Below are 21,852 nucleotides of genomic sequence, written 5' to 3' on the forward strand. Positions count from 1 at the left end.
CATCGCGGCGCTGTTCCTCACCACCGAGGCCGTCATCGCCGAGAAGCCCGAGAAGAACGCTGCTCCGGCCGGCGGCATGCCGGGCGGCGGCGACATGGACTTCTGAGTCCGGATACCTTCCGCTGAAGAGGCGACCCCGAAGTGCCGGGGTCGCCTCTTTCGCTTCTCGCCCCCGCACGGGAGCCGCGGGCGTACGGCCTAGCGCAGCTGCTCGGGAAGCTCGCGGGCGTGCAGGACGGTCAGCGAGGTGACCGCGCGGGTCAGGACCACGTAGAGGCGTGCCAGGCCGCGTGGCTCCGCCTCGACGATGTCGGCCGGTTCCACCACGATCACGTGGTCGTACTCCAGACCCTTGGCCAGGGCGGCCGGGACGACCAGGAGGCGGTGGTCCTCGACCGTGTCGGCGCTCAGCACCCGGTGGTCCAGGTCGGACAGGGCCGCCGAGGCGTCGGTCACCCAGGCGTCGGGCACGATCACGCCGATCGAGCCCTCACGGGCGAGCACCTCCCGCGCGGTCCGGGCCAGGGCCGCGGCGGGGTCGGACGCCCGCCGTACCGACAGGGAGTCCGCGCCGGGTCGCAGCGACCGGGGCGCGGCCAGGCCGGGCGCGACGGAGGGCAGCAGCCGGGCCGCGTAGTCGAGGATCTCGCGGGGCACGCGGAAGCCGAGGGTGAGCTCGGTGACGGCACCGTCCTCGAAGCCCAGGTGGGCCAGGACCTCCGGCCAGGACCGGGCCGACCAGGGCGTGGTGCCCTGGGCCAGGTCGCCCAGGACGGTGGCCGACCCGGTGCGGCAGCGCCGCCCGAGGGCCCGCAACTGCATCGCCGACAGGTCCTGGGCCTCGTCCACGACCAGGTGGCCGAGCGTGGCGGTCCGCTCGATCAGGTCGCCGATCTCGTCCATCAGCGCGCCGTCGGCCGCCGACCACTTCGCCGAGCGGAAGGACTTGGGCGGCTTGGCCCACAGCAGCAGGGCCTGCTCCTCGGCGGTGAGGTCGTCCTTCGCCGCGGCGGCGAGGAACTCCGGGTCGCTGAAGAGCCGGTGGAGCACCTGCTGGGGGGTCAGCTTGGGCCAGACCTGGTCGACGAGCTGCTTGACCGGCCTGGACCTGGCCACCGCGTCCTGCACCCGGTCGTCGGGCGACTCGCCCCGCTGCTCCATGCGGACGAGCACCATGTGCGCGAGGCGCTGGGCGAGCGCCGCGCGGCCGGGGCCGTAGCGGGTGGTGCCGCGCAGTGAGGCGACGATCTCACGGACCTCGTGGTCGGCCACCCGGTAGCGGTTGACCCCCTTGGTGAACAGCAACCCCTCGGTGGGTTTGACGACGTGCGCCCAGAGGGCGCGCCGCAGGACCGGGACGAGCCTCGCGTCGCCCTTGAGCGCGCTGACCGCGGGGTCCTCCGGGGCCGAGTGCTCGCCCAGGAGCCCGGTGACCGTCGTCTGGTCCACCTTGACCTCACCCAGCGCGGGGAGCACCGAGGAGATATAGGACAGGAACGCCTGGTTCGGCCCGACGATCATCACGCCGGAGCGGGCGAGCCGCTCGCGGTGGGTGAACAGCAGGTAGGCCGCCCGGTGCAGGCCGACGGCGGTCTTCCCGGTGCCGGGCGCCCCCTGGACGCACACGGTCCGGGTGAGCTCGGAGCGGACGATCTCGTCCTGGTCGGGCTGGATGGTGGCCACGATGTCGCGCATGGGACCGGTGCGCGGGCGCTCGATCTCCTCGGTGAGGATCCGGCTCTGCCCGGGGACGTGGCCCTCCCGGTCGAGGTGCTCGTCCTCGTAGGCGGTCAGGTCGCCGCCGTGGTAGCCGAACCTGCGGCGCAGCGAGACGCCCATCGGGTCGGACGGGCTGGCCTGGTAGAAGGCCCGCGAGACCGGGGCCCGCCAGTCGATCACCAGGGGGCGGCCGCGCTCGTCGTGGACGTGCCTGCGCCCGACGTGGATCGTGGTCGGCAGGTCGTCGTCGCCCGTACGGTCAAGGCGGCCGAAGAACAGCGGGGTGCCCGAGTGGTCGGCCAGCGCCGCCACCCGCTGGTCCAGCAGCGCCTGGAGGATCTGCTGGGAGACCCAGTCTCCGGCGGCGTCGGACGAGAGCGACCGGGCGTGCTCCCGCATCGCGCGCAACGCGGCCCGGGAGGCGGCCAGGTGCGCGCGCTCGGCGGCGAGGGTTCCGGCGGGGTCGTCGGTTATGTCGGGAGCCAATTGATGTGCGGGCACGCGGAAGCGCCTCCCTTTCGATAAACGGAGGTGGTGGTCACCTGGCAGCGAATCGACCAGCTTAGCGGCGTGCTTCACACGTCTCAAAAGGATTAACGCCGGACTGGCGCGAGCCGGCGCCGGGTATCCCAATGACCGTGCGGATCTCCCCGGTCATACCGACGGTCGCCAGCCTCCTGCTGGCCGCGCTCTGGGGGCTGTCCGTCTTCGCGGGGTGGGGGATGGAGGCGTTCTGCTCCGACGGCGGCTGCGCGGCCCGCCTGGATCGCGTGGCCGCGCTGTCGGCCCTGTTCGCGGTCGTCGCGGCCTGCTGCACGGCGGGCGCCTGGTTGCTTCCCGGGGTCCGCGGCGACGAGGAGCGCTGCACCGTCCTGCTGGTCGCCGCGGTGACCGCCTGGCTGCTCGCGGAAGGTGTTCTGTTTGTCGGCGGCGTGATCGCCGGGCATTCATCCTGATCGTTGAGTAATCATCCTGACACCCTGCGTCATTCCACACCGAAATGGCAAAAAAGCAGGGCAAAGCTGGTGACTCCGCCGGATCATGGGGGTATGTCGCCAGTGGCCGGCGAGGCCAAGCGAGGGGGTGGTTTCTTTGTCGAAAGCCTGCGGTATTTCGTGGACCTGACACAATTTGACGACGTGTTCGCCATGTGAGGCCTATTCCCCGGCGAGCACGTCGTCCGCGTCAATGATCTGGTACGCGTACCCCTGCTCGGCCAGGAACCGCTGCCGGTGGGCGGCGAAGTCCTGGTCGACCGTGTCGCGGCTGACCACCGAGTAGAAACGGGCCCCGCCCCCGTCCGCCTTGGGCCGCAGCACCCGGCCGAGCCGCTGAGCCTCCTCCTGGCGTGACCCGAAGGTGCCCGACACCTGGATCGCCACCGCCGCCTCGGGCAGGTCGATGGAGAAGTTGGCGACCTTCGAGACGACCAGGACCTGGATCTCGCGGTCGCGGAACGCCTGGAAGAGCCGCTCCCGCTCCTTGACCTTGGTCTCACCCTTGATCACCGGTGCGTTCAGATGCTCGCCCAGCTCGTCGAGCTGGTCGATGTACTGCCCGATGACCAGCACCTGCTCGTCCAGGTGGCGGCGGATCAGAGCCTCGGCCACCCGGGTCTTCGACGGCGTGGTCGCGCAGAAGCGGTAGCGCTCCTCGGATTCGGCCATCGCGTAGGCCAGCCGCTCCTCGTCGGTCAGCGTCACCCGCACCTCGACGCAGTCGGCCGGGGCGATCCAGCCCTGGTTCTCCATCTCCTTCCAGGGCGCGTCGTAGCGCTTGGGGCCGATCAGGGAGAACACGTCGCCCTCCCGGCCGTCCTCACGCACGAGCGTCGCGGTCAGCCCCACCCGCCGCCGGGCCTGAAGGTCGGCGGTCATCCGGAAGATCGGCGCGGGCAGCAGGTGCACCTCGTCGTAGACGATCAACCCCCAGTCGCGGGCGTCGAACAGCTCCAGGTGCCTGTAGACGCCCTGCCTGCGGGTCGTCATCACCTGGTAGGTGGCGATGGTGACGGGCCGGATCTCCTTCTTGGTGCCCGTGTACTCGCCGATCTCGTTCTCGGTCAGCGAGGTGCGCCGCAGCAGCTCCTGCTTCCACTGGTGGGCCGAGACCGTGTTGGTCACCAGGATCAGCGTCGTCGCGGTCGCCTTCGCCATCGCCGCCGCGCCCACGATCGTCTTGCCGGCGCCGCAGGGCAGCACGACCACGCCGGAGCCGCCGTGCCAGAACGCCTCGGCCGCCTCCCGCTGGTAGGGGCGGAGCTGCCAGCCCTCTTCGGCGAGGGTGATCGGGTGGTGCTCACCGTCGACGTACCCGGCCAGGTCCTCGGCGGGCCAGCCCAGCTTGAGCAGCTGCTGCTTGATGTTCCCGCGCTCACTCGGGTGCACCGCCACGCCGTCGTCGCCCAGGCGCTCGCCCAGCATCGGCTGGACCTTCTTCGAACGCAGGACCTCCTCCAGCACGGCCCGGTCGGTGCTGGTCAGGACGAGCCCGTGGACGGGATGCTTCTCCAGCCTGAGCCTGCCGTAGCGGGCCATGGTCTCGGCGACGTCGACCAGCAGGGCGTGCGGCACGGGGTAGCGGCTGTAGCCGATCAGCGCGTCGACGACCTGCTCGGCGTCGTGCCCGGCGGCCCGCGCGTTCCACAGCGCCAGCGGGGTGATCCGGTACGTGTGCACGTGCTCGGGCGCCCGCTCCAGCTCGGCGAACGGGGCGATCGCCTTACGGCACTCCCCGGCCCGCTCGTGGTCGACTTCGAGCAGCAGGGTCTTGTCGGATTGGACGATCAGCGGTCCGTCGGTCAAGACTTCTCCCTCGGTTACGGTGGGTGAGCACATGGTCGCACTCGCACGGGACGTCTCGGGTCGCCCCACGCCCCGGCCCATGGTGCAACGCGGACGATCTCCCCGGCAGTCCCGGCGGACGCCGGACGTCCGGGGCTAGTCGAAGGCGCCGTTGATACCGGCGATGATGAAGGCCACGATGCCGAGGACGATCAGCGCCACGTTGGCGCCGATGCTGATCCAGGTCCACTTCAGCAGGTTCCTGGCGGTCCTGACGTCGGTGTCGACCTTGCCCAGCGCGATGCCCGAGAGGATGGCCCCGGTGATGCCGCCCAGGCTCACATAGCAGCTCATCGCCATGACGATGCTGACGACCAGGGCGACGACGGCGTGCGTTCTGACGCCTTCGTTGCCGGGCTGGGGCGGCGGGGCGTAACCCTGCCCGTACGGCTGCGCGCCGTAGCCCTGCCCGTATGACTGCGCGCCGTAGCCCTGCGCGTAGGGCTGGCCGTACACCCCGGGCTCGCCGTATCCCCGGCCGTAGCCGGCCGGGTAGCCGCCGGTCTGGTTGTGCTCGGACGGGTGGCTCTGCGGCTGTTCGTAGTAGGGCTGCCGGTCGTACCCGGAGGGCTGGCCGGGGCCCGTGCCGTACGGGCTCTTCCAGTCGTCCGGGTTCGTGCTGGGACCTTCGGAGTGACCGCTGCTCACTGGATCGTCTCGCTTCTGTGGAGCTCGAACATCAACAGATATCACGATATGGGCCGCCGGCTCTGTGCCGTGGACGAACGGACCGGGCCGCATCGCGCCGCCCGGCGGCCCGGACGAGGCCGGAGAAGGGCCTCTCGCACCCCGGCGGGCGACGTGGTTCCGCCGGGGTGACGGCCGGACTCACGGCGGGTCGATCCCGGATTCGAGACTACCCCGGCATCTGGCGTCCCGGCGTTCCCGCCTCCGGGAACCCGGGGGCCGGGGGCGTGGGACCGCACGGCCCGCGGCGCCTCAGGCGATGTCCGCGATGCCGGTGATGCGGTGCAGGGCGAAGCGGTGCACCGCCGCCCGCGTCTCGTCGTAGGCGGTGAGGTAGCCGCCCTCCATCCGGGCGGGCTCGAGGATCCGGCTGGTGGCGTTGCCCTGCGAGTCGAGGTAGCCGATCCAGACCTGGGACCCCTGCCGGATCGCCTCCCGCAGGGCGACGATCGTCTCGGCGGCGGGGGAGCGGGGCACCTGCCCGGCCGGGGCGGCCACGGGGACGCGGCGGGCCTGGTGGGCGGCGTCGCCCGCGCGGACGGCGCGGATCGCGGCCGCCACCACGTCGGCCTCCGGGCCGGTGGACGCGGCGGGCGCGCGGAGCTGGGGAGGGCCCTCGGTCCGCCGGACGTCGAGCTGGGTGAGGATCAGGTCTCCGTCCAGGGACTCCGCCACCGGGGCGTAGCCCATCCCGCGCAGCGCGTCGACCAGGGTCGGCCGGGAGGTCTTGGAGGCGATCACCGTCGGGGCGAGCCGCCGCAGGCGCAGCGGGACCGCCCGCTTGTCGGCCATCACCTCGTCCAGCAGCGAGGGGTCGTCGCACCGCACGTACGCGCTCGCCGAACCGACGCGCATCCGGCCGTGGCGCCGGGCCACGTCGGTGACCAGGTAGGCGAGCGGCTGCGGGACGGGTGTCGTCGAGTGACGCTCCAGCATGGCCAGCATCTCGTCGGCACCCTGCCCGGCGTCCAGCGCCCGCCGGATCGACCGCTCGTCGAAGCGGTAGACCGTCGCGCCGCCGGTCGACTCCACGTCGGCGGCCAGCGCCAGCCACCGCCGCAGCTCGCTGGTCAGCGGCCCGGGGGCGACAGCGGTCAGGTCGGCCTGGAGGAGGACGTGGTCGAGCGGCTCGGGCAGCAGCGGGGCGAGGATGCCCACGGCCGAGGCGCCGCCGCCCCCGCCGGGAAGCAGGGCGCGGCCGTGGGCGGAGAGCGCCCCCAGGCCGGTGAACCCGAGCTGCTCGGCCTCGCGCAGCGTGAACTCCACCAGCTGGTCACGGTGGCCGCCCCGGCGGCGCGGCTGCTCCCAGGCGAGACGCTCGCGCACCGCGGCGGGGACGGGGGCGAGGCCGGGCTCCGCGGCGAGCACGCCCAGCGTGGCGCCGCGGACCTCCGGGGCGGCCGGGCGCCGCAGGTCGGGGTGGAGGGCGTTGAGCAGCCGGTCGCGGTCGTCGCGCTCGCCGATGACCCCCGGCGCCCGGTCCATCGTGAGCCAGGTCGAGGCCAGGATCACCCAGCGGTCTTCGGTGGCCTTGACACGCCAGCCGTCGTAGACGGGGGTGGGCAGCCAGTCGCCGTCGACCGCGCCGCTCGCCGCCAGCAGCCCGGTCGCGTACGCCACCTCGATGACCAGCCCCGCCACCCACTCGGGCAGGTCGAGCAGGGCCGCGGCCCGCTTCAGGTCGCGCACGGCCAGGCCGCCGCTGCGCAGCACGCCGGGCGGGTCGACGCTCCAGCGCTCGCACAGCTCCTCCACGGCGCGGACGAACGCGAACGCCTGCCCGGCGGCCGTGCGATCGGTGAGCCCCTGGTCGCGTGTCACGCCCTCCATCGCCGGGGGGACCGGGGAGAGGTCACGGTGGATCCGCCCGTCGCGCAGAAACAGGCCGACCTCGCGGGGGAGCACCACGGTCTCCTCGCCCGTGGCCGCCAGCAGGGCGCGGGCGAGGAGCTGCTCGATCGGCGACTGCGCGGTGGCGGCCCGCACCTCGCGGCGCGCGTTGGGCACCCGCCCGCTCGCCGGCCCCCAGGCCAGTTCGTTGAGCGCCGCCCGCGCCTGCGGCGAGACCTCCCGGACCAGCCGTCCGATGATTTCCGGGTCGCCGAGCAGCTCCGCGAGGGCCTCCCTGCTCTCACCGCCCTCGCCGCCCGCGTCATGGACCAGCTCGGCCAGCCGCTCCGCGGGATGGTGCCGGAAGGCCTCCACGGCCGGCGGACCGAGCCCCGCGGGGCCGTCCAGGACCTCGCGCACGCCCGGGGCCGGCACCAGGGCGCCCTCGGGCCCGTAGACCAGGGCCAGGGTGCGCAGCCGCTCGACCGTCTCCTTCAGCCTGGCCCGGAACGCCGCATCCGGCGTCCCCGGCAGCGCGCGGGCCAGCTGGGCGCGGAGCGACCGGTAGGGGACCGGGCTCGGGAGCACGACCAGCGTCTCCATGACCGCGAGCGCGAAGCGGTCGAGCCGGTCGAGCGCCCGGCCGATCGCCGACGGGCTGCTCGCCCGCCCGGCCAGCCCCTCGACGTGCGCCGGGACCGGGGTGATGAGCTCGGGGCGTACGGCGACGAGGGCCCGCAACTGGTCGTCGCTCCGGCCGCGCAGCCACTCGGTGAACTCCGTGCTCATTTCGTCAATGGTAGGAGGCCTGACCGACATCATGCGGCGAGGGGAGACCCGGTGATCACGTGATCGATCGCGAATGCGGGAATGGGTCACAGGCAAGGCGATGCCGAGAGAGGATGGCAAGCGTGATCGAGCGTGCCGACCAGCTCGTCCTGGATTACGTCAGCAAGGCGGCCGACGCCGCCCACGGCGTGCTGCACCCGAGGCAGCGCATCGACTTCGTCGCGAGACTGCGCGAGCGCATCGACGCCGAGCGCGCCGGGCTGGAAGACCCGGCCGCCGTGGCGAAGGTCCTGGCGAGGTTCGGCGACCCCGCCGCGCTGGTGGGGCGTGAGCTGCGCCGCCTCACCGTCGAGGCGGTCCCGCGGCCCCGGGGGGAAACGCCGGCCGGGGCACTCGACGACAGCCGCCCGGCCGTGTCCGCCCCACTGCTCGCCGCCCCGGTCCCCGACGGCCCCGAGCCCGCGCCACCCCGTGATCCCCGCGCGGGCGAGCCCGACGCCCCGGCCTCCCACCGGCCCGTGCGGGGCCACCCCTACGCCTCCCCGGGTGACCGGCGGGCGGGGGAGGCGGTGCCTTCCGCGCGGCCGGAGGAGCCGCCGGTCGGCCCCGGTGGGGGAGGGCCGGGCGGTGCCTCCGGGAGCGCGGAAGACGGCGGAGAGGGAGATCCGCCGACCGAGGAGCTGCCCCCCGTCCAGGACGACGCGGTGCCGTACGGCACGGTGTCGTACGGCACGGAGGAGGCGGCCGGCGCGCGGGCGGCCGGAGGAGAGACGGTCCGCGGGGAGACGGCAGCGGAGGAGACGACCGTGGGCGCGGCCGGGACAGCCGAGACGGGCGGAGATCCGGGGGCAGGGAAGGACCTGGGGTCAGGGAAGGACCCGGGGGCCGGGGAAGAGCCGGGGGCCGGGGAAGAGCCGGGGGAGCCTGCGGGAAGGCCGCGGAGCGGCGAGCCCCGGCGGGCGACGCCGCCCGGGGTGGCCCACGGCAGGCGGGAGGCCGAGGCGCTGCTGGCGAGGAAGCAGGCCAGGCAGTCCCGGTGGCGGATCGGCCGGCCGCGCAGTCGGTCGGCGAGGTCACGGGAGGACGCCGTCCCCGGCAAGGACGACGCCCGATCGGTCCTGCGGGGGCACCCCCGCGAGACCGCCGGGATGGCCTTGCTCGCCCTGGCCGGGCTGCTCATCCCCTTCCCCTTCGCGCCGATCGCGATCTTCCAGATTCCGGTGCTGGTCTGGGCCGTCGCGGCGCTGGTGGTGACGTTCTGCGAGACCTGGCCCATCTCCGACAAGGTGATCGCGGTGGCCGCCCCGATCCTCAGCTACACCGTCGGCGGCGCCGTGGTCGCCGTCGTCCGCTCCCGCGACGATTTCAGCCTGGTCATCGACCAGTTTTTCGCGTTCAGCGGGCTGATGTTCGTCCTGGGGACGGCGTGGGGCGTCTTCTGGCTGGCCTACCGCCTGTTCAACCCGCCCGTCCGGACGGACAGGCGCCGGCGGTGACCCGGCCTCCCCGCCCGGGTCCTCCACCCCCTGCCCGCTGCCCGGCTTGGCCAGGGCATCCGGCCTCGCCCGGCTTCCCGGCCTGGTCCACGTGTCGGGCCCGGGCGGGACGGCTCACCGTGGGCCCCGCCCGTCCTCAGGCGATCGTCTGGACGGCGGGGCTGGGCAGCAGGCCGAGTGCCAGGCGCACCCAGGCGGCGATGAAGCGGTCGCGCTCCGCACGCCCGGGGGCCTCGCCCACGGTCTCCTCGAACAGCCGGTAGTGCACCACCGAGCCACCGAGCACGGCGCCGATCGCCGGCCAGTCGACGTCGGCCTCGGTGTACTCCGGCTGGGCCCGGAACCACGTGGTGATCGCGTCGAACACGGGCTGCAGCAGACCCTCGCGCACGATCGTCACCAGCTCGGGAAACTGGCTCAGGTCGCGGAAGAAGACGCGCGTCAGCTCGCTCTCCTCGCGGACCTTGGCCAGCCCGGCCTTGCACAGGTGGACCAGCCGCTCCTCGATGTCGGCCGAGGTGTCGGCGGTGGTCGCCTCGGCCAGGGTCTCGGCGATCTGCACCCGGGTCCTGGTGGCGTGCTCGTTCACCGCCGCGGCCAGCACCTCGTACTTGGACTTGAAGTGCCGGTAGAGCCCGCCCGCTCCCGGCGAGAGCCCGGAAGCAGCCTCGATTTCGGCCACCGAGGTTGCCGAGTAGCCCCGTTCGGCGAACAGGCGCAGGGCCTCGTCGATGATCCGCTCACGCGTCGATCTGGTCATTTCTCTACCGATACCTCCACCATGACCCTATCCAGTGCCAGACCCGCGAGGTTGCGGCACGCCGGACCGGGCCCCCGGGCGGGCCGTCCCCCGGGCGGCCCGCCCGGGGGCCCGCCGACGACGGGACGGCCCGGGAACCGCTGGAAGACGGCCGTTCGCCCTCCCGATAAGTAACTCCTTTCGGAAGGGTTCCACAGTGGGTGGTCTGGTGCACAACAAGTGGGATTACCGGTGTTCGGAGGGATTTGGCATTCTTTGAAGGCTTCTCGGAGAATTCCCTCCGAGTAACGGACAAGGAGCGGTGAGTGATCCGATGAACTCGGTGGGGTTCGACCTCGACCTGACGCTTGCGGACACGCGCGCGGGCATCGCGGCTGTCTTCGACGAGTTGTCGACGCGCATCGGCGTGCCCATCGACAGTGCCGCCGTGGTGGCCAGGCTGGGTCCGCCGCTGGAGTGGGAACTGGCCAACTGGCTGCCCGCCGCCGAGATCCCCGCCGCGGCCGCCACCTTCCGCGCCCTCTACCCCTCGATCGCCGTCCCGCTCACCACCCTCATGCCCGGCGCCCGCGAGGCCGTCGAGGCGGTGCGGCGGGCCGGCGGCAGGGTCGCCGTGGTGACCGGGAAGAGCACCCGAGACGCGGTGACCACGGTCGAGTTCCTCGGCCTGGAGGTCGACGAGATCGCCGGATCGGTCTTCGGGGCGGAGAAGGGACCGGCCCTCGCGGCCTTCGGCGCCGCCGCATATGTTGGAGATCACGTCGCGGACATCGAGGCGGCGCGGGCAGGAGGCGTCGTCAGCGTGGCGGTGGCGACGGGCACCTATCCGGCGGGGGAGCTACGTGATTACGGAGCGGATGTGATCTTGGGTGATCTGACGGAGTTCACCGAATGGTTCGACGGCTGGCAGACTCCCGCCGCCCTTGTGTAACTCGCGTAATTAGGGGCCCAATACGCGGTCGCTCTCGGCGCTCGCTGGGCATAACCTACATCCATTCCTTTTCACGACAGTCTGAACGAGGTCACCCCTGTGCCGAGTGGCAAGGTCAAGTGGTACGACGCCGACAAGGGATTCGGCTTCCTCACCCGCGACGACGGCGGTGAGGTCTTCGTGCATTCTTCCGCGCTGCCCGCCGGCGTGGACTCCCTCAAGCCAGGCCAGAAGGTCGAGTTCGGCGTGGCCGAAGGGCGCCGCGGCCAGCAGGCGCTCTCGGTTCGCGTGATCGATCAGCCTCCGGCGCTCGCCAGGTCCGCCAAACCCAAGGGCAAGCGAAAGAAGCCCGACGAGATGGTCGTCATCGTGGAAGACCTGATCAAGCTGCTGGACGCGGTCTCCATGTCATACCGGAAGGGCAAGTATCCCGAGCCCGCGCACGCCAAGAAGGTCGCGGCCGTGCTCCGGGCCGTGGCCGACGACCTGGACGACTGACCTCTTCCCGGCCGCGCCCCCACGCCCGCGGTTTCCCGGCCGCCGGACCCGTCACGGCCTCCCCTGCCGCGGCCGGGTTCTCGCGCCCGGGGCGGCCGCCGGCCTCCCCGGGGTTCAGCCGTGGGGGTTGGTCAGCGGCCTGGTGTGCTTCTCCGTGGGCGCGTCCTCGCGGCGGACCACCGCCGGGGTCGCCTCCGCGGGCCGCAGCCTGATCCGCTTCCGCTTCGGGAACGGCTGCTCCTCGGGGGCGGGCTCCTCCTCGGCGGAAGGCCGCTCGGCGGCGGGCCGTTCGGTCCGGGACTCGCCCGCCGGGGCCCGGGGGCCACGGGCCGGGGCGCGGGCGGCCTCGATCCGGGCGTCCCGCTCCCGGAGCCGCCTGCGCCGCCGTACCAGCAGCCAGACCAGCGAGCCCGCCAGCACCGCGGCCATCACCGCCAGCCCGATCCGTCCTTCGGTGAACAACGACAGCAGCAGCCCGACGAGACCGCCCAGCACCCACGCGATCTGCAGGAAGGCCTCCACCACACCGAACGTCGAGGAGCGCACCTCCTCGCCGATCTCCCGCTGCACGACCGCGTCCAGGGCGAGCTTGCCCAGTCCCTGGGCGAAGGCGGCCACCAGCGCGACCGCCACCGCGGTCCACAGCCGGAAGGCGACCGCCGCCACCACCGTGGTCACGGTCGCCAGGGCGAGCGTGGCCAGCACGATGACCTGCGGGGAGTGGCTGCGCACCCAGGCGGCCACGGCCGCTCCGGCCAGCCCGCCCGCGCCGGCGGCCACGGCCAGCACGCCGATGGTGACCGCTTCGGGCAGGCCGGGCAGCTTCTTGTCCTGGACGAGGAAGAGCAGGTAGAAGAGCAGGAACCCGGAGTAGACGCGGATCGCCACGTTGGCCTTCATCGCCTCGGCGACCACCGGGCCCACGTTCAGCAGCGTGCGCCAGCGGTGCGTCCGCTCCTCGCCTTCGCCGTCCGTCTCCAGGTCGGGGGAGTCCACGTGGCGCGGGAGCCGCACGGCCAGCACGCCCTGCAGCAGGAAGAGCACCGTCGCGCCGCGCAGCACCCACTCGGCGCCCAGCCAGGCGCTGATGCCTGCGCCGACGGGCACCGCCACGCCCGCCGCGACCAGCGCGAACAGGGCGACCCGCGCGTTGGCGGTGACCAGCGCGATGTCGGCGGGCAGCACGCTCGGCATGATCGCCGCGCGGGAGACGTTGTAGGCCTTCGACAGCACCAGCACGGCCAGCGCCGCGGGGAAGATGGTGAACGCGTCATCGGAGACGACCGCCGCCGCCATCGCGAAACAGAGCAGTCCGCGGCCGAACAGGGTGCCCGCCATCACGAAGCGCCGTCCCGAGCGGAACCGGTCGAGGACCGGTCCCACGAACGGCGCGACCACCACGAAGGGGATCATCGTGATCAGAAGGTAGAGCGCGACCTGGCCGCGGGCCTCGTTCACCGGGAGTTTGAAGAGCGTCCCGGCCAGAGCGGCGGTGACCAGCGCGTCGCCGGCGCTGTGCGCGGCGGTCAGCTCGATCAGCTGGCCCAGCCCGGTGCGGCCCGCGCCCTGGGCGTACGTCAGTCGCCGGGCGGCCTTGCCGATCCGCTGGGTCCCGCCCAGCGCGCCACGTCCCGCGCGTGCGGTCGCCCGCCCGGTGCCACGCCCCGCGCGTGCGAAGGCCCGGCCCGCGGCGGCGGCCGAGCGGCTGACATGACGGGAGGCCTCGCCCACCGTCTTCCGCGCCCGTTCCCACCCAGCTGCCACGTATCCAGTCATACCCGAATGACGGATGTGTTGTCCGGTGCGGTAAGTCACTCCTCAGGCGAGATGCGGTGGGTCACTCCGCGTGCGATCGGCCACCGACGGTGTCGTCCGCTCCGGGCATAGGTGAAAATGAACTGTGAGTGAGCGCAGCGAGCGAGCCAGGAAAGACAGCAGCCGTCGTGCTGCGAGGCTGACGGGAGACCACTCGTGAGCCGAACTCGATCACGCGCCGCGGTCCTCGACCCGGCGTGCGTCGCCGCCGTCGACCTCGCCCGTGCCGCGGTGGAGGAGAATGTCAGGCCCGAGCATGTGGGCGAGCATCTCGGGGTCGAGGCTGAGGGCGACCGCGTCGTCACCCATTACTTCGCCTGTCTCGACCGCGCCTACCGTGGCTGGCGCTGGGCCGCCACCGTCGCCCGTGCCGCGCGGGCGCGCAACGTGACGGTCAGCGAGGTCGTGCTCCTGCCCGGCGCGGGAGCGCTGCTCCCGCCGCAGTGGGTGCCGTGGAGCGAGCGCCTGCGGCCCGGAGACCTCGGCGTCGGCGACCTGCTGCCCACCTCCGAGGACGACGACCGGCTCGCCCCGGGCTTCACCGAGACCGACGACGAGACCGACCGTCAGATGATCTTCGAGTACGGTCTCGGCCGGGCCAGGGTGCTCTCCCGCATCGGCCGTGACCGCGCCGTGCGGCGTTGGCACTCCGGCGAGTCGGGCCCGCACACCCCGCTCGCGCACGCCGCCCCCGCCCAGTGCTCCACCTGCGGCTTCTACTGGCCGCTCGCGGGCGCGCTGCGCATCGGCTTCGGCGTCTGCGCCAACGAGTTCGCCCCCGACGACGGGCGCGTCGTCGCCGCCGACCACGGCTGCGGCGCTCACTCCGAAGCCGCCGTGCTGCCGCACCAGGTCGAGCCGACCTCGCCGATCCTCGACGACCTTGTCTACGACACCGCCGAGGACGTCACCGAGCCCGACCTGACCGGTTCCGTCGACGACGCCGCCTCCGAACCACTGGGGCACTCCTGACACGGGGCCGTTCCCCGATCCGCCGCCGTTCTCGCAGGCCACCCGGTCACCGGCGGCCCGGCGCCGTCCACCCGCGGCGTCCGGGCCGCCGTCCGGCCACGGCGCCGGCCCTTGAGGCCGCGGCACCCGCCGGACGAGATGACCTGTGGGGCCCCGACCTTTGGACTCATCGCCTTGACTGACATCTTCGGCATCGACCGACTGCGTTCCGCCGTGCTGGCCGCCTGGAAGGCCTCGCCCGCGCGCTTCCGCGAGGACGCCAACGCGGAGGAGGACTTCGCGCTCGGCGGCTACCGCGACCGCCTGATCGTGGAGCTCGCCCAGAACGCCGCCGACGCGGCTCTGCGCGCGGGAGTGCCCGGACGGCTCCGCCTGTCGCTGCGCGAGGGCGTGCTGTCGGCCGCCAACACCGGCGCCCCCATCGACACGGCCGGCATCGAGGGTGTGTCCACGCTGCGCGTCTCCGCCAAGCGCGACGACGTCGGCGCGGCCGGCCGCTTCGGCGTCGGCTTCGCGGCCGTGGTCTCGGTCTGCGACGAGCCGGTGATCGGTTCCCTCGGCTCCGGAGTCGTGCGCTGGTCCCGCGACCAGACCGCCGCCCTGGTCGCCGCCGAGCCCGAGCTGGCCAAGGAGCTCGCCGAGCGCGGCGGGCACGTCCCGCTGCTGCGACTGCCGTTCCCCGCGGGTCCGGTTGAGATCCCCACCGGCTTCGACACCCTCGTACGGCTCCCGCTGCGCGACGAGGCGGCCGTGGCGGCCGTGCGGACGATGCTGCGCGAGACCGGTCCCGCGCTGCTGCTCGGCCTGCCCGCGCTGGAGTCGATCGAGATCGACCTCGACGGCGAGATGCGGACCGTCACCGCGGAGGGCTGGAAGGTGGTCTCGGCCTCCGGCCGGTTCACGCCCGAGCAGGTGGCCGAGCTGTTCGCCGACCGCCCGACAGAGGAGCGCGCCCGGCCGTACTGGCTGGTCCGCTGGGCCGTGCCCGTCACACCCGGCGACAGCGGGGCGGCGGACGGCTCCGGGGACGGCTCGCCGGGCGGGGAGCCCAGGCCGCTGCCCCCGCTCGTGCCGCCCGTGGTGCACGCGCCCACGCCGAGCGACGAGCCGCTCGACCTGCCCGCGCTGCTCATCGCCACCTTCCCGATGGCCACCGACCGGCGGCACGTGGCGCCGGGCCGGCTGGCCGACTTCGTGGTCGAGCGCGCCGCCGACCTCTACCTGGAGCTGCTCGCCGGGCTGCCGCGCACGCCCGCGCTGCTCGACCTCGTCCCCGGCCTGATGGGCAAGGGGGAACTCGACGCGGCGATCCGCCGGGCCATCCTGCGCAGGCTCCCCGACGCCCCGCTGCTCCCGGCGCTCTCCCCGCCCGCCGCCGACACCGCCGCGCCGTCCCCGCTGGACGACGCCGACGCCTCACCGCTGCTCGCCGACCCGGCCGACGCCGCCGCGGCCCCCGCCGGGGCGTCCACCGGCCCGGCCGCCCCGCTCCCCGGCGGGGAGGGTTTCCTGGTCGCCGGCCGCCGGGCCTCGGTCGTCGCGGCCCCGGGCGAGCTGCTGGGGCGGATCGCGCCCATGGTCCCCGGGCTGCTGCCCGCCGGATGGCCGTCCCGGCACCCGGCGCTCACCGCGCTCGGCGTCCGGCGGGTGCCGCTCGCCGACGTCGTGGACATGCTCTCCGGCGACGCCGTCGAGGACCGCGACCCCTCCTGGTGGCGCGCGCTGTACGAGGTGCTGCCCGCCGACGATCCGGAGGCGCTCGGCGCGCTGCCGGTGCCCCTGGCCGACGGCCGCCTGGTCCGCGGGCCGCGCGGCACGCTGCTGCTCACCGAGGGTTCCGCACTGGATCCGGCCGTTCTCGCCCCGCTGGGGCTGCGCGTGGTGCACCCCGAGGCGGCCCACCCGCTGCTGCTCCGGCTCGGCGCGGCCGAGGCCACCCCCCGGACGGTCCTGGAAGACCCGCTGACCCGCTCCGCCGTCGCCGAGTCGCTGGACAGTCCCGATGCCGAGCCGGTCGCCCGGGCGGTGCTCGCCCTGGTCGACGCCGCCGGCCTCGCCGCGGGCGACGCCCCCTGGCTGTCCGAGCTGGCACTGCGCGGTGCCGACGGCGAGCTGTACCCGGCGGGCGAGCTGCTCCTGGCCGACGGGGCGCTCGCCGGGCTGCTCGACCCCGAGACGCACTTCGGCACGGCCGCACCCGAGCTGGTGGAGCGGTACGGTCCGCGGGTGCTCGCCGCGGCCGGTGTGCTCGACGGGTTCGCCGTGGTCAACGACACCGACGTCATGATCGACCCGGACGACTGCGACCACGACCTCGACCGCGAGGAGGAGTGGCTGGAGGCCGTCCTCGACCTCCTGCCCGACACGGGTGTCCCGCCGGTCGCCCCGGAGTTCTCCGCCGTGCGGGACCTGGAGTACGTCGCCGACTGGCCCGCCGCCCTCGCCCTGCTGTCGCGCCCGCCGCTCCGCTCGGTGCTGCACCCGCTGCGGGTCCTGGTGGCGGGGGAGATCGTGGAAGTGCCGTCCTACACCGCGTGGTGGCTGTCCACCCACCCGGTGCTCGGCGGCAGGCGCCCCACCGAGCTGCGGCTCCCGACCGCCGACCCGCTGCTGTTCGGCCTGTACGGCGACGCCCCGGCCGGTGTCGACGAGGCCGCGCTGGCGATGATCGGCGTCCGGACCACGCTGACCGACCTGCTGGCCTCGCACGGCGGCCCCGACGAGCTGCTGGACCTGCTGGGTGATCCCGCGGTGGAGGTCGACCGCGCCCAGCTCCGCGCCCTGTGGGTGGCTCTCGCGGGGGTCGACCCGGCTCGTGTCGCGCCCCCGCGCGCGGTCCGCGCCGTCCTCGGTGACGAGATCGTCGTGGTCGACGCCGCCGGTGGCCGCCTGCTGTCCGCCTCCGGCACCGGTCCGGGAACCGAGGCGGGCGAGCCGGTCGTGGTCGAGGCGCCCGACCTGCTGCCGCTGGTCGCGGACCGGCCGCTGGTCCTGGCCCCGTTCGACCTGGCCGAGGCACTGTCGGAGCTGCTCGACCTGCCGCTGGCCGGGGAGGAGGCCGCCGGAGAGGTGACGTCCTCGGGCGAGGCGCGTCCGGTGCCGCCCGCCGTGCGGTCGCTGCTCCCCACCGCGCCCGCGACCTACGTGGCGCACGAGAAGCTGCTCGTGGACGGCGTCCCCGCGGCCTGGCGGTTCTTCGAGGGCATGGTGCACGCCACCGACACGGAAGGGCTGGCGCGCGGCCTGGCGTGGGCGTCGGGTCAGTGGGGCGACCGGCTCGCCGTCGCGGCCCTGCTGCGCGACCCGGCGGCGGTGCCGTTGCTGCTCGCCGAGGCCGACCTCGACAGCTGGACCGCCTCGACCTGAGCCCCGCCCCGCCCGCGCGTCCCGATGGGCGCGCGGGCGGTGAGGCGCGTACGGGTGGGAGGTCCGAGCCCTGAGCGCGTGGGCGGATGGTGAGGCGCGTACGGGGAGGTTCGAGCCCTGAGCGCGTGGGCGGTGGGTGCCGGAACGACCCGCGGGCGCGGTGGGGCCGCGCCGGAAGGACCCGTGCGGGGACGGGACGACCCCGGCGCGTGAGGCGCGGGCCCCGCGGAGAGCGTGGAAGGCGAGGTCAGAAGACCGCGGTGGTGGGCTCGATCGGATCCTCGGCGGAGGGTGGGCGACGGCGGTTGCGGCGGCGCACGTACAGCAGGCCGAACAGGCCGCCGCAGATGCCCGACACGCACGTCCAGATCCACCAGCGCTGCCCGGGGGCCGGCTGCACGATCAGGAGCACGACCAGGGCGACCGCCCACAGGGCCGTGCCCACGAGGATCGTGAGCGTGTCGTTGGTCTTCAGCGGCTGAAGCTCCGGGAGGTGAGGCTGGTCCACGTGATCCAGCGTAGGCGACGCGCTCTCACCGGGCGCAAGGCGGGCGGCCGGGGAGCGGGGATCGCCGTCCGGGGGCCGGACGGCTTGAGGGGGCGGGTCACTGTTCGCGAGACCGATCGCCCGGGGTGCGAGCCACCGCTCGCGGGGCGGATCGTTCCAGGGGGTGGGCCACCGTCCACGGGGCCGGTCACGTGAGGGCGCGAATCGATCTCGAAAGCATCACCATCCTGACCTGGGCCTTCCGGGAAACGTTCCTCGCTGTCACCCTGCGTCCGTGAGTGATGATAAAACCCCCCAAATAAGCACACTTGACCGTTTCTTTCACATCACCGAGCGCGGCTCCTCCGTGGGCCGGGAGGTCCGCGGCGGGTTCGCCACCTTCTTCACGATGGCCTACATCGTGGTGCTCAACCCCCTGATCATCGCCACCGTCCCGGACATGGAGGGCCAGTTCATCGGTGACGGGTCCGCGCCGAACATCCCGCTGGTCGCCGCCGGTACGGCCTTCGTGGCGGGTCTGCTCAGCATCCTGATGGGCGTCATCGGCAAGGTCCCCTTCGCGATGGCCGCCGGTCTCGGCCTGAACGCCTTCGTCACCTTCGGCATCGCCTCCCAGATGTCGTGGGAGTCGGCGATGGGCCTGGTCTTCCTGGAGGGTGTGATCATCGCGCTCCTGGTGCTGACCGGGTTCCGCACCGCCGTGTTCAACGCCATCCCACCCCAGCTCAAGACCGCGATCAGCGTCGGCATCGGCCTGTTCATCGCGCTGATCGGCTTCGTGGACGCCGGGTTCGTCCGTCGCGTGGCGGCCGGGCCGCCACTGGAGCTCGGCATCGCGGGCTCGCTGACCAGCTGGCCGATCTTCGTGTTCGTGACCGGCCTGCTGCTGGTCGTGGTGCTGGTCGCGCGCAGGGTGAAGGGCGCCATCCTGATCGGCATCGTCGCCACCACCGTCCTGGCGGTCGTCGTCGAGGCCGTCGCCAAGGTCGGCGCCGCGACGGTGCCGGGGAAGGAACCGAACCCGGCCGGCTGGCAGCTCGTCGTCCCGGGTCTGCCCGACCAGATCTTCGGTTTCACCAACCCGCTCGTGCTCTTCAGGGAGTTCGACCCGTTCGGCGCTTTCGGCTCCGTCTCGGTCATCCTGGCCCTGCTGCTGATCTTCACCCTGCTGGTCACCGACTTCTTCGACACCATGGGCACGATCGTGGGCGTCGGCGGCCAGGCCGGGCTGTTGCGGGAGGACGGGAGCCTGCCCCGGACCCGCGAGATCCTCCTCGTGGACTCGATCGGCGCGGCGGCCGGCGGCGCCGGCTCCGTCTCCTCCAACACGACCTATATCGAGTCGGCCGCCGGCGTCGGGGAGGGCGCGCGCACCGGCCTCGCCAGCGTCGTCACCGGGGCGCTCTTCCTCCTGGCCATCTTCGTCTCGCCGTTGGTCGCCGTCGTCCCGTACGAGGCCGCCGCCCCCGCGCTCGTCGTCGTCGGCTTCCTGATGATGACCGCGATCCGCGAGATCGACTTCACCGACTACGAGATCGCCATCCCGGCCTTCCTGACGATCGTGCTCATGCCGTTCAGCTACTCCATCGCCAACGGCATCGGCGCCGGGTTCGTCACGTACGTGCTGATCAAGGCGGTCAAGGGCAAGGCCCGGGAGGTCCACCCGCTGATGTGGACCGTCGCGGCGCTGTTCGTCGTCTACTTCGCCCTCGGCCCGATCAAGGCTCTGCTCGGGCTCGGCTGAGAGCCGGAGGCCGTCATGGCGACCGTGGAGTCGGCCACCATGACGGCCTCCGACCGGCCTTGCATGTCCCTGCCCGGCGGTCGACAGCCGGGTCACCACCTTCGTCGGACCGCCCGATCGGGGTGTGCCCCGAAGCTTCACACGGGGCCGACCCTCGTGCTGTGAGTCCGGTTTGTAGTCGTTGATCAGTCAAGGCATGGCGGAACCGGCTGACCTGCCCGGGTACGGCCCCGAAGAGAGCAGGCCGGTGACGTGGTGTCAGAGCGCGCCGCCCCAGGCGCTGCTATCTGCGGTGATAAGCGTCTGCGCGGTGCCGGATGTCAAGGATGTGCACCTCGCGCGGCTCCCGCTGGTCGTGGATCTCATACGGGATCCGCCAATCGCGCATCAGGCGCGCGCTGTAGATGCCTTCCAGTGGCTCGTTGAGCTCCTTGCCGATTCGGTGAGGATTCTCCAGCAGCGGTCCTGTAATGAAATCAACTGCTCCGGCGGCCACGTCAAGCGGCAACTTATCGGAGATCGCCCGCTTGGCCGCGGTGCCCAGGACGGGCTCGAACGGCTGACGGTTCTGTTGGCTCATCCGTGGCGGTGGTCAAGGAGATGCCGGATGGCATCGCCTCCCCGAACGCCTTCACCTGACACGATCGACTGGCGGGATTCGACGATCGCCTGGACCGCCTCGGTGTCGGAGAGCACCTCTATGGTCTCCCGCAGCCTCTCTACGAGGGCGATTTGGTCCGCCGGGAGACAGCGGCGACTCGCTTCCCCCGCCCGGTGATGGCGATGACCTGCCCACCCGCAGCGGACGCGACCGTCTCCTCCCACCGCTCGGGATGGGCGTGCAGCTCTTCGATGGGGATCTCATGTGCCGCTTCGCTCATAGGCCGAGCCTACGCCGTTCATGTGCGCTGGTCAGTGGACTTCTCTGCGCCGGACGACACATGGCCGCATGGCGCGATGGCCACCTTGACGGCTGGTGACCTTCATCGCCATCGGCGCCGGGTCCGTCGCGTACGTCCGGAAGCGCGCCAGGCGGGAGCGTGACGTTCGGCGAGGTGAACCGGGAGGGGCAGGCCGGCGCGCTGTGGTCCGCTTGGTGCGGCGGCCGCGCGGAAGGCCGGTCGCGCAGCGCGAGCGCGGTTGATCGGTGACCGCGGTCACCCTCGGGATGAAGCGATCGGCGATCCGGTGCCGGCGTCGGCGGGGGTGCCGCCGGAGCTCGCGACGTTGAGCAGTCCGATCCCCAGACCCAGGCCGAGCACGGTGATCACGCCTTCGGGCCAGTAGATGTGGCTGCCCAGCCACATGACGGAAGCGATGATCAGGATCGTGCCGCCGGCCGCCACCCGCCGCCCGCCGTGACGCGAGGCCAGGGCCATGGTCGTCGCGACCGACGCCAGCAGGAAGCCCACCGAGCCGATCAGCCCGAGCGCTCCGCCGACCACGTCGATGGCCGCTCCCGCGCGGGTCAGGGTCGCGGGGTCGTCCTTGTTGGCCACTAGCGTGCCGTAGGCGATCCCGGCGATCGCGTCGAGGCTCGTGTAGAAGATCGCGTAAACGTAGGAGCCGGTCCGCGCGACGGTCACCCAGGGGCTCTTCAACCCGCGCAGGAGCACCAGCAGAGATGCCGCCAGCAGGGGGAACACCGGCAGGAGCAGCAGGTGCAGGGTGACCCACCGCTCGGCGGTGTCCGGTGTCAGGTGGTGCGGGTGCAGCAGGCCGGTCATGGCGAGCAGCGCGGGAACGAAGGTCAGGGCGGCGGTGCGGAGAACGACCTGACGTGTGGTGGCCGGTTCCGGGCGTACGGGGTCGATGTGCGGGCGGGTGGTCATGCGATGCTCCCGGTGGGGGACGGATGCGGGTATGCGAAGGATCTTCGCGGCATCCGGGCCGT

The 21,852-nt window shown here is 73.0% G+C and carries 17 protein-coding genes; 7 read left to right on the plus strand and 10 right to left on the minus strand.

What is annotated here, in order from left to right; translation table 11 throughout:
• Nucleotides 1–198: 198 nt before the first annotated feature.
• Nucleotides 199–2,220 carry a HelD family protein gene (locus ABD841_RS15970; RefSeq protein ID WP_344972120.1) on the minus strand — a complete coding sequence of 674 codons (2,022 nt, stop codon included), beginning with the start codon at nt 2,218–2,220 and terminating at the stop codon, nt 199–201.
• A gap of 131 nt (nt 2,221–2,351) precedes the next feature.
• Between ABD841_RS15970 and ABD841_RS15975 the strand changes: the two genes are divergently transcribed.
• The gene (locus tag ABD841_RS15975) at nt 2,352–2,675 is read left to right on the plus strand and encodes a hypothetical protein (protein ID WP_344972122.1); all 324 of its coding nucleotides are present in this window, start codon (nt 2,352–2,354) and stop codon (nt 2,673–2,675) included.
• Between the two features lie 201 nt (nt 2,676–2,876).
• Here the strand turns inward: ABD841_RS15975 and ABD841_RS15980 are convergent, their stop codons facing one another.
• From ABD841_RS15980 to ABD841_RS15990, 3 genes are all read right to left on the minus strand, one after another.
• Nucleotides 2,877–4,556: a DNA repair helicase XPB gene (locus tag ABD841_RS15980; RefSeq protein ID WP_344972124.1), complete on the minus strand. Its 1,680-nt coding sequence runs from the start codon at nt 4,554–4,556 to the stop codon at nt 2,877–2,879.
• Between the two features lie 102 nt (nt 4,557–4,658).
• Entirely contained in the window at nt 4,659–5,210 is a 552-nt protein-coding gene (locus tag ABD841_RS15985; RefSeq protein ID WP_344972126.1) for a hypothetical protein, read from the minus strand.
• A 291-nt stretch (nt 5,211–5,501) separates the two neighbouring features.
• On the minus strand, nt 5,502–7,868 hold the full coding sequence (locus ABD841_RS15990) for a helicase-associated domain-containing protein (protein ID WP_344972128.1): 2,367 nt from the start codon (nt 7,866–7,868) through the stop codon (nt 5,502–5,504).
• 122 nt (nt 7,869–7,990) lie between these two features.
• On the opposite strand from ABD841_RS15990, the gene ABD841_RS15995 reads away from it, so the two are divergent.
• On the plus strand, nt 7,991–9,364 hold the full coding sequence (locus ABD841_RS15995; RefSeq protein WP_344972130.1) for a hypothetical protein: 1,374 nt from the start codon (nt 7,991–7,993) through the stop codon (nt 9,362–9,364).
• A 136-nt stretch (nt 9,365–9,500) separates the two neighbouring features.
• Here ABD841_RS15995 and ABD841_RS16000 read toward each other — a convergent pair whose 3' ends face one another.
• Nucleotides 9,501–10,124, minus strand: coding sequence for a TetR/AcrR family transcriptional regulator (locus ABD841_RS16000; RefSeq protein ID WP_344972132.1), 624 nt, complete (start codon nt 10,122–10,124; stop codon nt 9,501–9,503).
• A 301-nt stretch (nt 10,125–10,425) separates the two neighbouring features.
• On the opposite strand from ABD841_RS16000, the gene ABD841_RS16005 reads away from it, so the two are divergent.
• Together ABD841_RS16005 and ABD841_RS16010 are read left to right on the plus strand one after the other, a co-directional pair.
• Nucleotides 10,426–11,055, plus strand: coding sequence for an HAD family hydrolase (locus ABD841_RS16005; protein ID WP_344972134.1), 630 nt, complete (start codon nt 10,426–10,428; stop codon nt 11,053–11,055).
• A 99-nt stretch (nt 11,056–11,154) separates the two neighbouring features.
• Nucleotides 11,155–11,553, plus strand: coding sequence for a cold-shock protein (locus ABD841_RS16010; protein WP_344972136.1), 399 nt, complete (start codon nt 11,155–11,157; stop codon nt 11,551–11,553).
• 114 nt (nt 11,554–11,667) lie between these two features.
• Here ABD841_RS16010 and ABD841_RS16015 read toward each other — a convergent pair whose 3' ends face one another.
• On the minus strand, nt 11,668–13,329 hold the full coding sequence (locus tag ABD841_RS16015) for an MFS transporter (RefSeq protein ID WP_344972138.1): 1,662 nt from the start codon (nt 13,327–13,329) through the stop codon (nt 11,668–11,670).
• Nucleotides 13,330–13,524: 195 nt separating this feature from the next.
• Here ABD841_RS16015 and ABD841_RS16020 point away from each other — a divergent pair, with 195 nt between their 5' ends.
• Together ABD841_RS16020 and ABD841_RS16025 are read left to right on the plus strand one after the other, a co-directional pair.
• A complete protein-coding gene (locus ABD841_RS16020) occupies nt 13,525–14,340 on the plus strand; it encodes a DUF3027 domain-containing protein (protein ID WP_344972140.1) in 816 nt (271 codons plus the stop codon).
• 138 nt (nt 14,341–14,478) lie between these two features.
• Nucleotides 14,479–17,706 carry a sacsin N-terminal ATP-binding-like domain-containing protein gene (locus ABD841_RS16025; protein ID WP_425581990.1) on the plus strand — a complete coding sequence of 1,076 codons (3,228 nt, stop codon included), beginning with the start codon at nt 14,479–14,481 and terminating at the stop codon, nt 17,704–17,706.
• 247 nt (nt 17,707–17,953) lie between these two features.
• On the opposite strand, the gene ABD841_RS16030 is transcribed toward ABD841_RS16025, so the two are convergent.
• Nucleotides 17,954–18,214, minus strand: coding sequence for a DUF2530 domain-containing protein (locus tag ABD841_RS16030; protein WP_344972144.1), 261 nt, complete (start codon nt 18,212–18,214; stop codon nt 17,954–17,956).
• A 274-nt stretch (nt 18,215–18,488) separates the two neighbouring features.
• On the opposite strand from ABD841_RS16030, the gene ABD841_RS16035 reads away from it, so the two are divergent.
• The gene (locus ABD841_RS16035) at nt 18,489–19,958 is read left to right on the plus strand and encodes an NCS2 family permease (protein WP_344972146.1); all 1,470 of its coding nucleotides are present in this window, start codon (nt 18,489–18,491) and stop codon (nt 19,956–19,958) included.
• A gap of 283 nt (nt 19,959–20,241) precedes the next feature.
• On the opposite strand, the gene ABD841_RS16040 is transcribed toward ABD841_RS16035, so the two are convergent.
• From ABD841_RS16040 to ABD841_RS16050, 3 genes are all read right to left on the minus strand, one after another.
• Nucleotides 20,242–20,538: a type II toxin-antitoxin system RelE family toxin gene (locus tag ABD841_RS16040; protein ID WP_344972148.1), complete on the minus strand. Its 297-nt coding sequence runs from the start codon at nt 20,536–20,538 to the stop codon at nt 20,242–20,244.
• 139 nt (nt 20,539–20,677) lie between these two features.
• Nucleotides 20,678–20,839 (minus strand): hypothetical protein, encoded by a 162-nt coding sequence (locus ABD841_RS16045; protein WP_344972151.1) that lies wholly within the window; start codon nt 20,837–20,839, stop codon nt 20,678–20,680.
• A 276-nt stretch (nt 20,840–21,115) separates the two neighbouring features.
• On the minus strand, nt 21,116–21,790 hold the full coding sequence (locus ABD841_RS16050; protein WP_344972153.1) for a hypothetical protein: 675 nt from the start codon (nt 21,788–21,790) through the stop codon (nt 21,116–21,118).
• Between the last annotated feature and the right edge of the window lie 62 nt (nt 21,791–21,852).

It is taken from the genome of Streptosporangium fragile, assembly GCF_039534445.1.
In the GTDB taxonomy this organism is placed as follows: domain Bacteria; phylum Actinomycetota; class Actinomycetes; order Streptosporangiales; family Streptosporangiaceae; genus Streptosporangium; species Streptosporangium fragile.

What these genes read in the sequence shown, in the direction of transcription:
- ABD841_RS15980 (WP_344972124.1), bottom strand. Translation starts at nt 4,556, where the DNA reads ATGTGCTCACCCACCGTAACCGAGGGAGAAGTCTTGACCGACGGACCG.
- ABD841_RS16045 (WP_344972151.1), bottom strand. Translation starts at nt 20,839, where the DNA reads ATGAGCGAAGCGGCACATGAGATCCCCATCGAAGAGCTGCACGCCCAT.
- ABD841_RS16040 (WP_344972148.1), bottom strand. Translation starts at nt 20,538, where the DNA reads ATGAGCCAACAGAACCGTCAGCCGTTCGAGCCCGTCCTGGGCACCGCG.
- ABD841_RS15975 (WP_344972122.1), top strand. Translation starts at nt 2,352, where the DNA reads ATGACCGTGCGGATCTCCCCGGTCATACCGACGGTCGCCAGCCTCCTG.
- ABD841_RS16025 (WP_425581990.1), top strand. Translation starts at nt 14,479, where the DNA reads ATGACCTGTGGGGCCCCGACCTTTGGACTCATCGCCTTGACTGACATC.
- ABD841_RS16000 (WP_344972132.1), bottom strand. Translation starts at nt 10,124, where the DNA reads ATGACCAGATCGACGCGTGAGCGGATCATCGACGAGGCCCTGCGCCTG.
- ABD841_RS16050 (WP_344972153.1), bottom strand. Translation starts at nt 21,790, where the DNA reads ATGACCACCCGCCCGCACATCGACCCCGTACGCCCGGAACCGGCCACC.
- ABD841_RS16015 (WP_344972138.1), bottom strand. Translation starts at nt 13,329, where the DNA reads ATGACTGGATACGTGGCAGCTGGGTGGGAACGGGCGCGGAAGACGGTG.
- ABD841_RS15990 (WP_344972128.1), bottom strand. Translation starts at nt 7,868, where the DNA reads ATGAGCACGGAGTTCACCGAGTGGCTGCGCGGCCGGAGCGACGACCAG.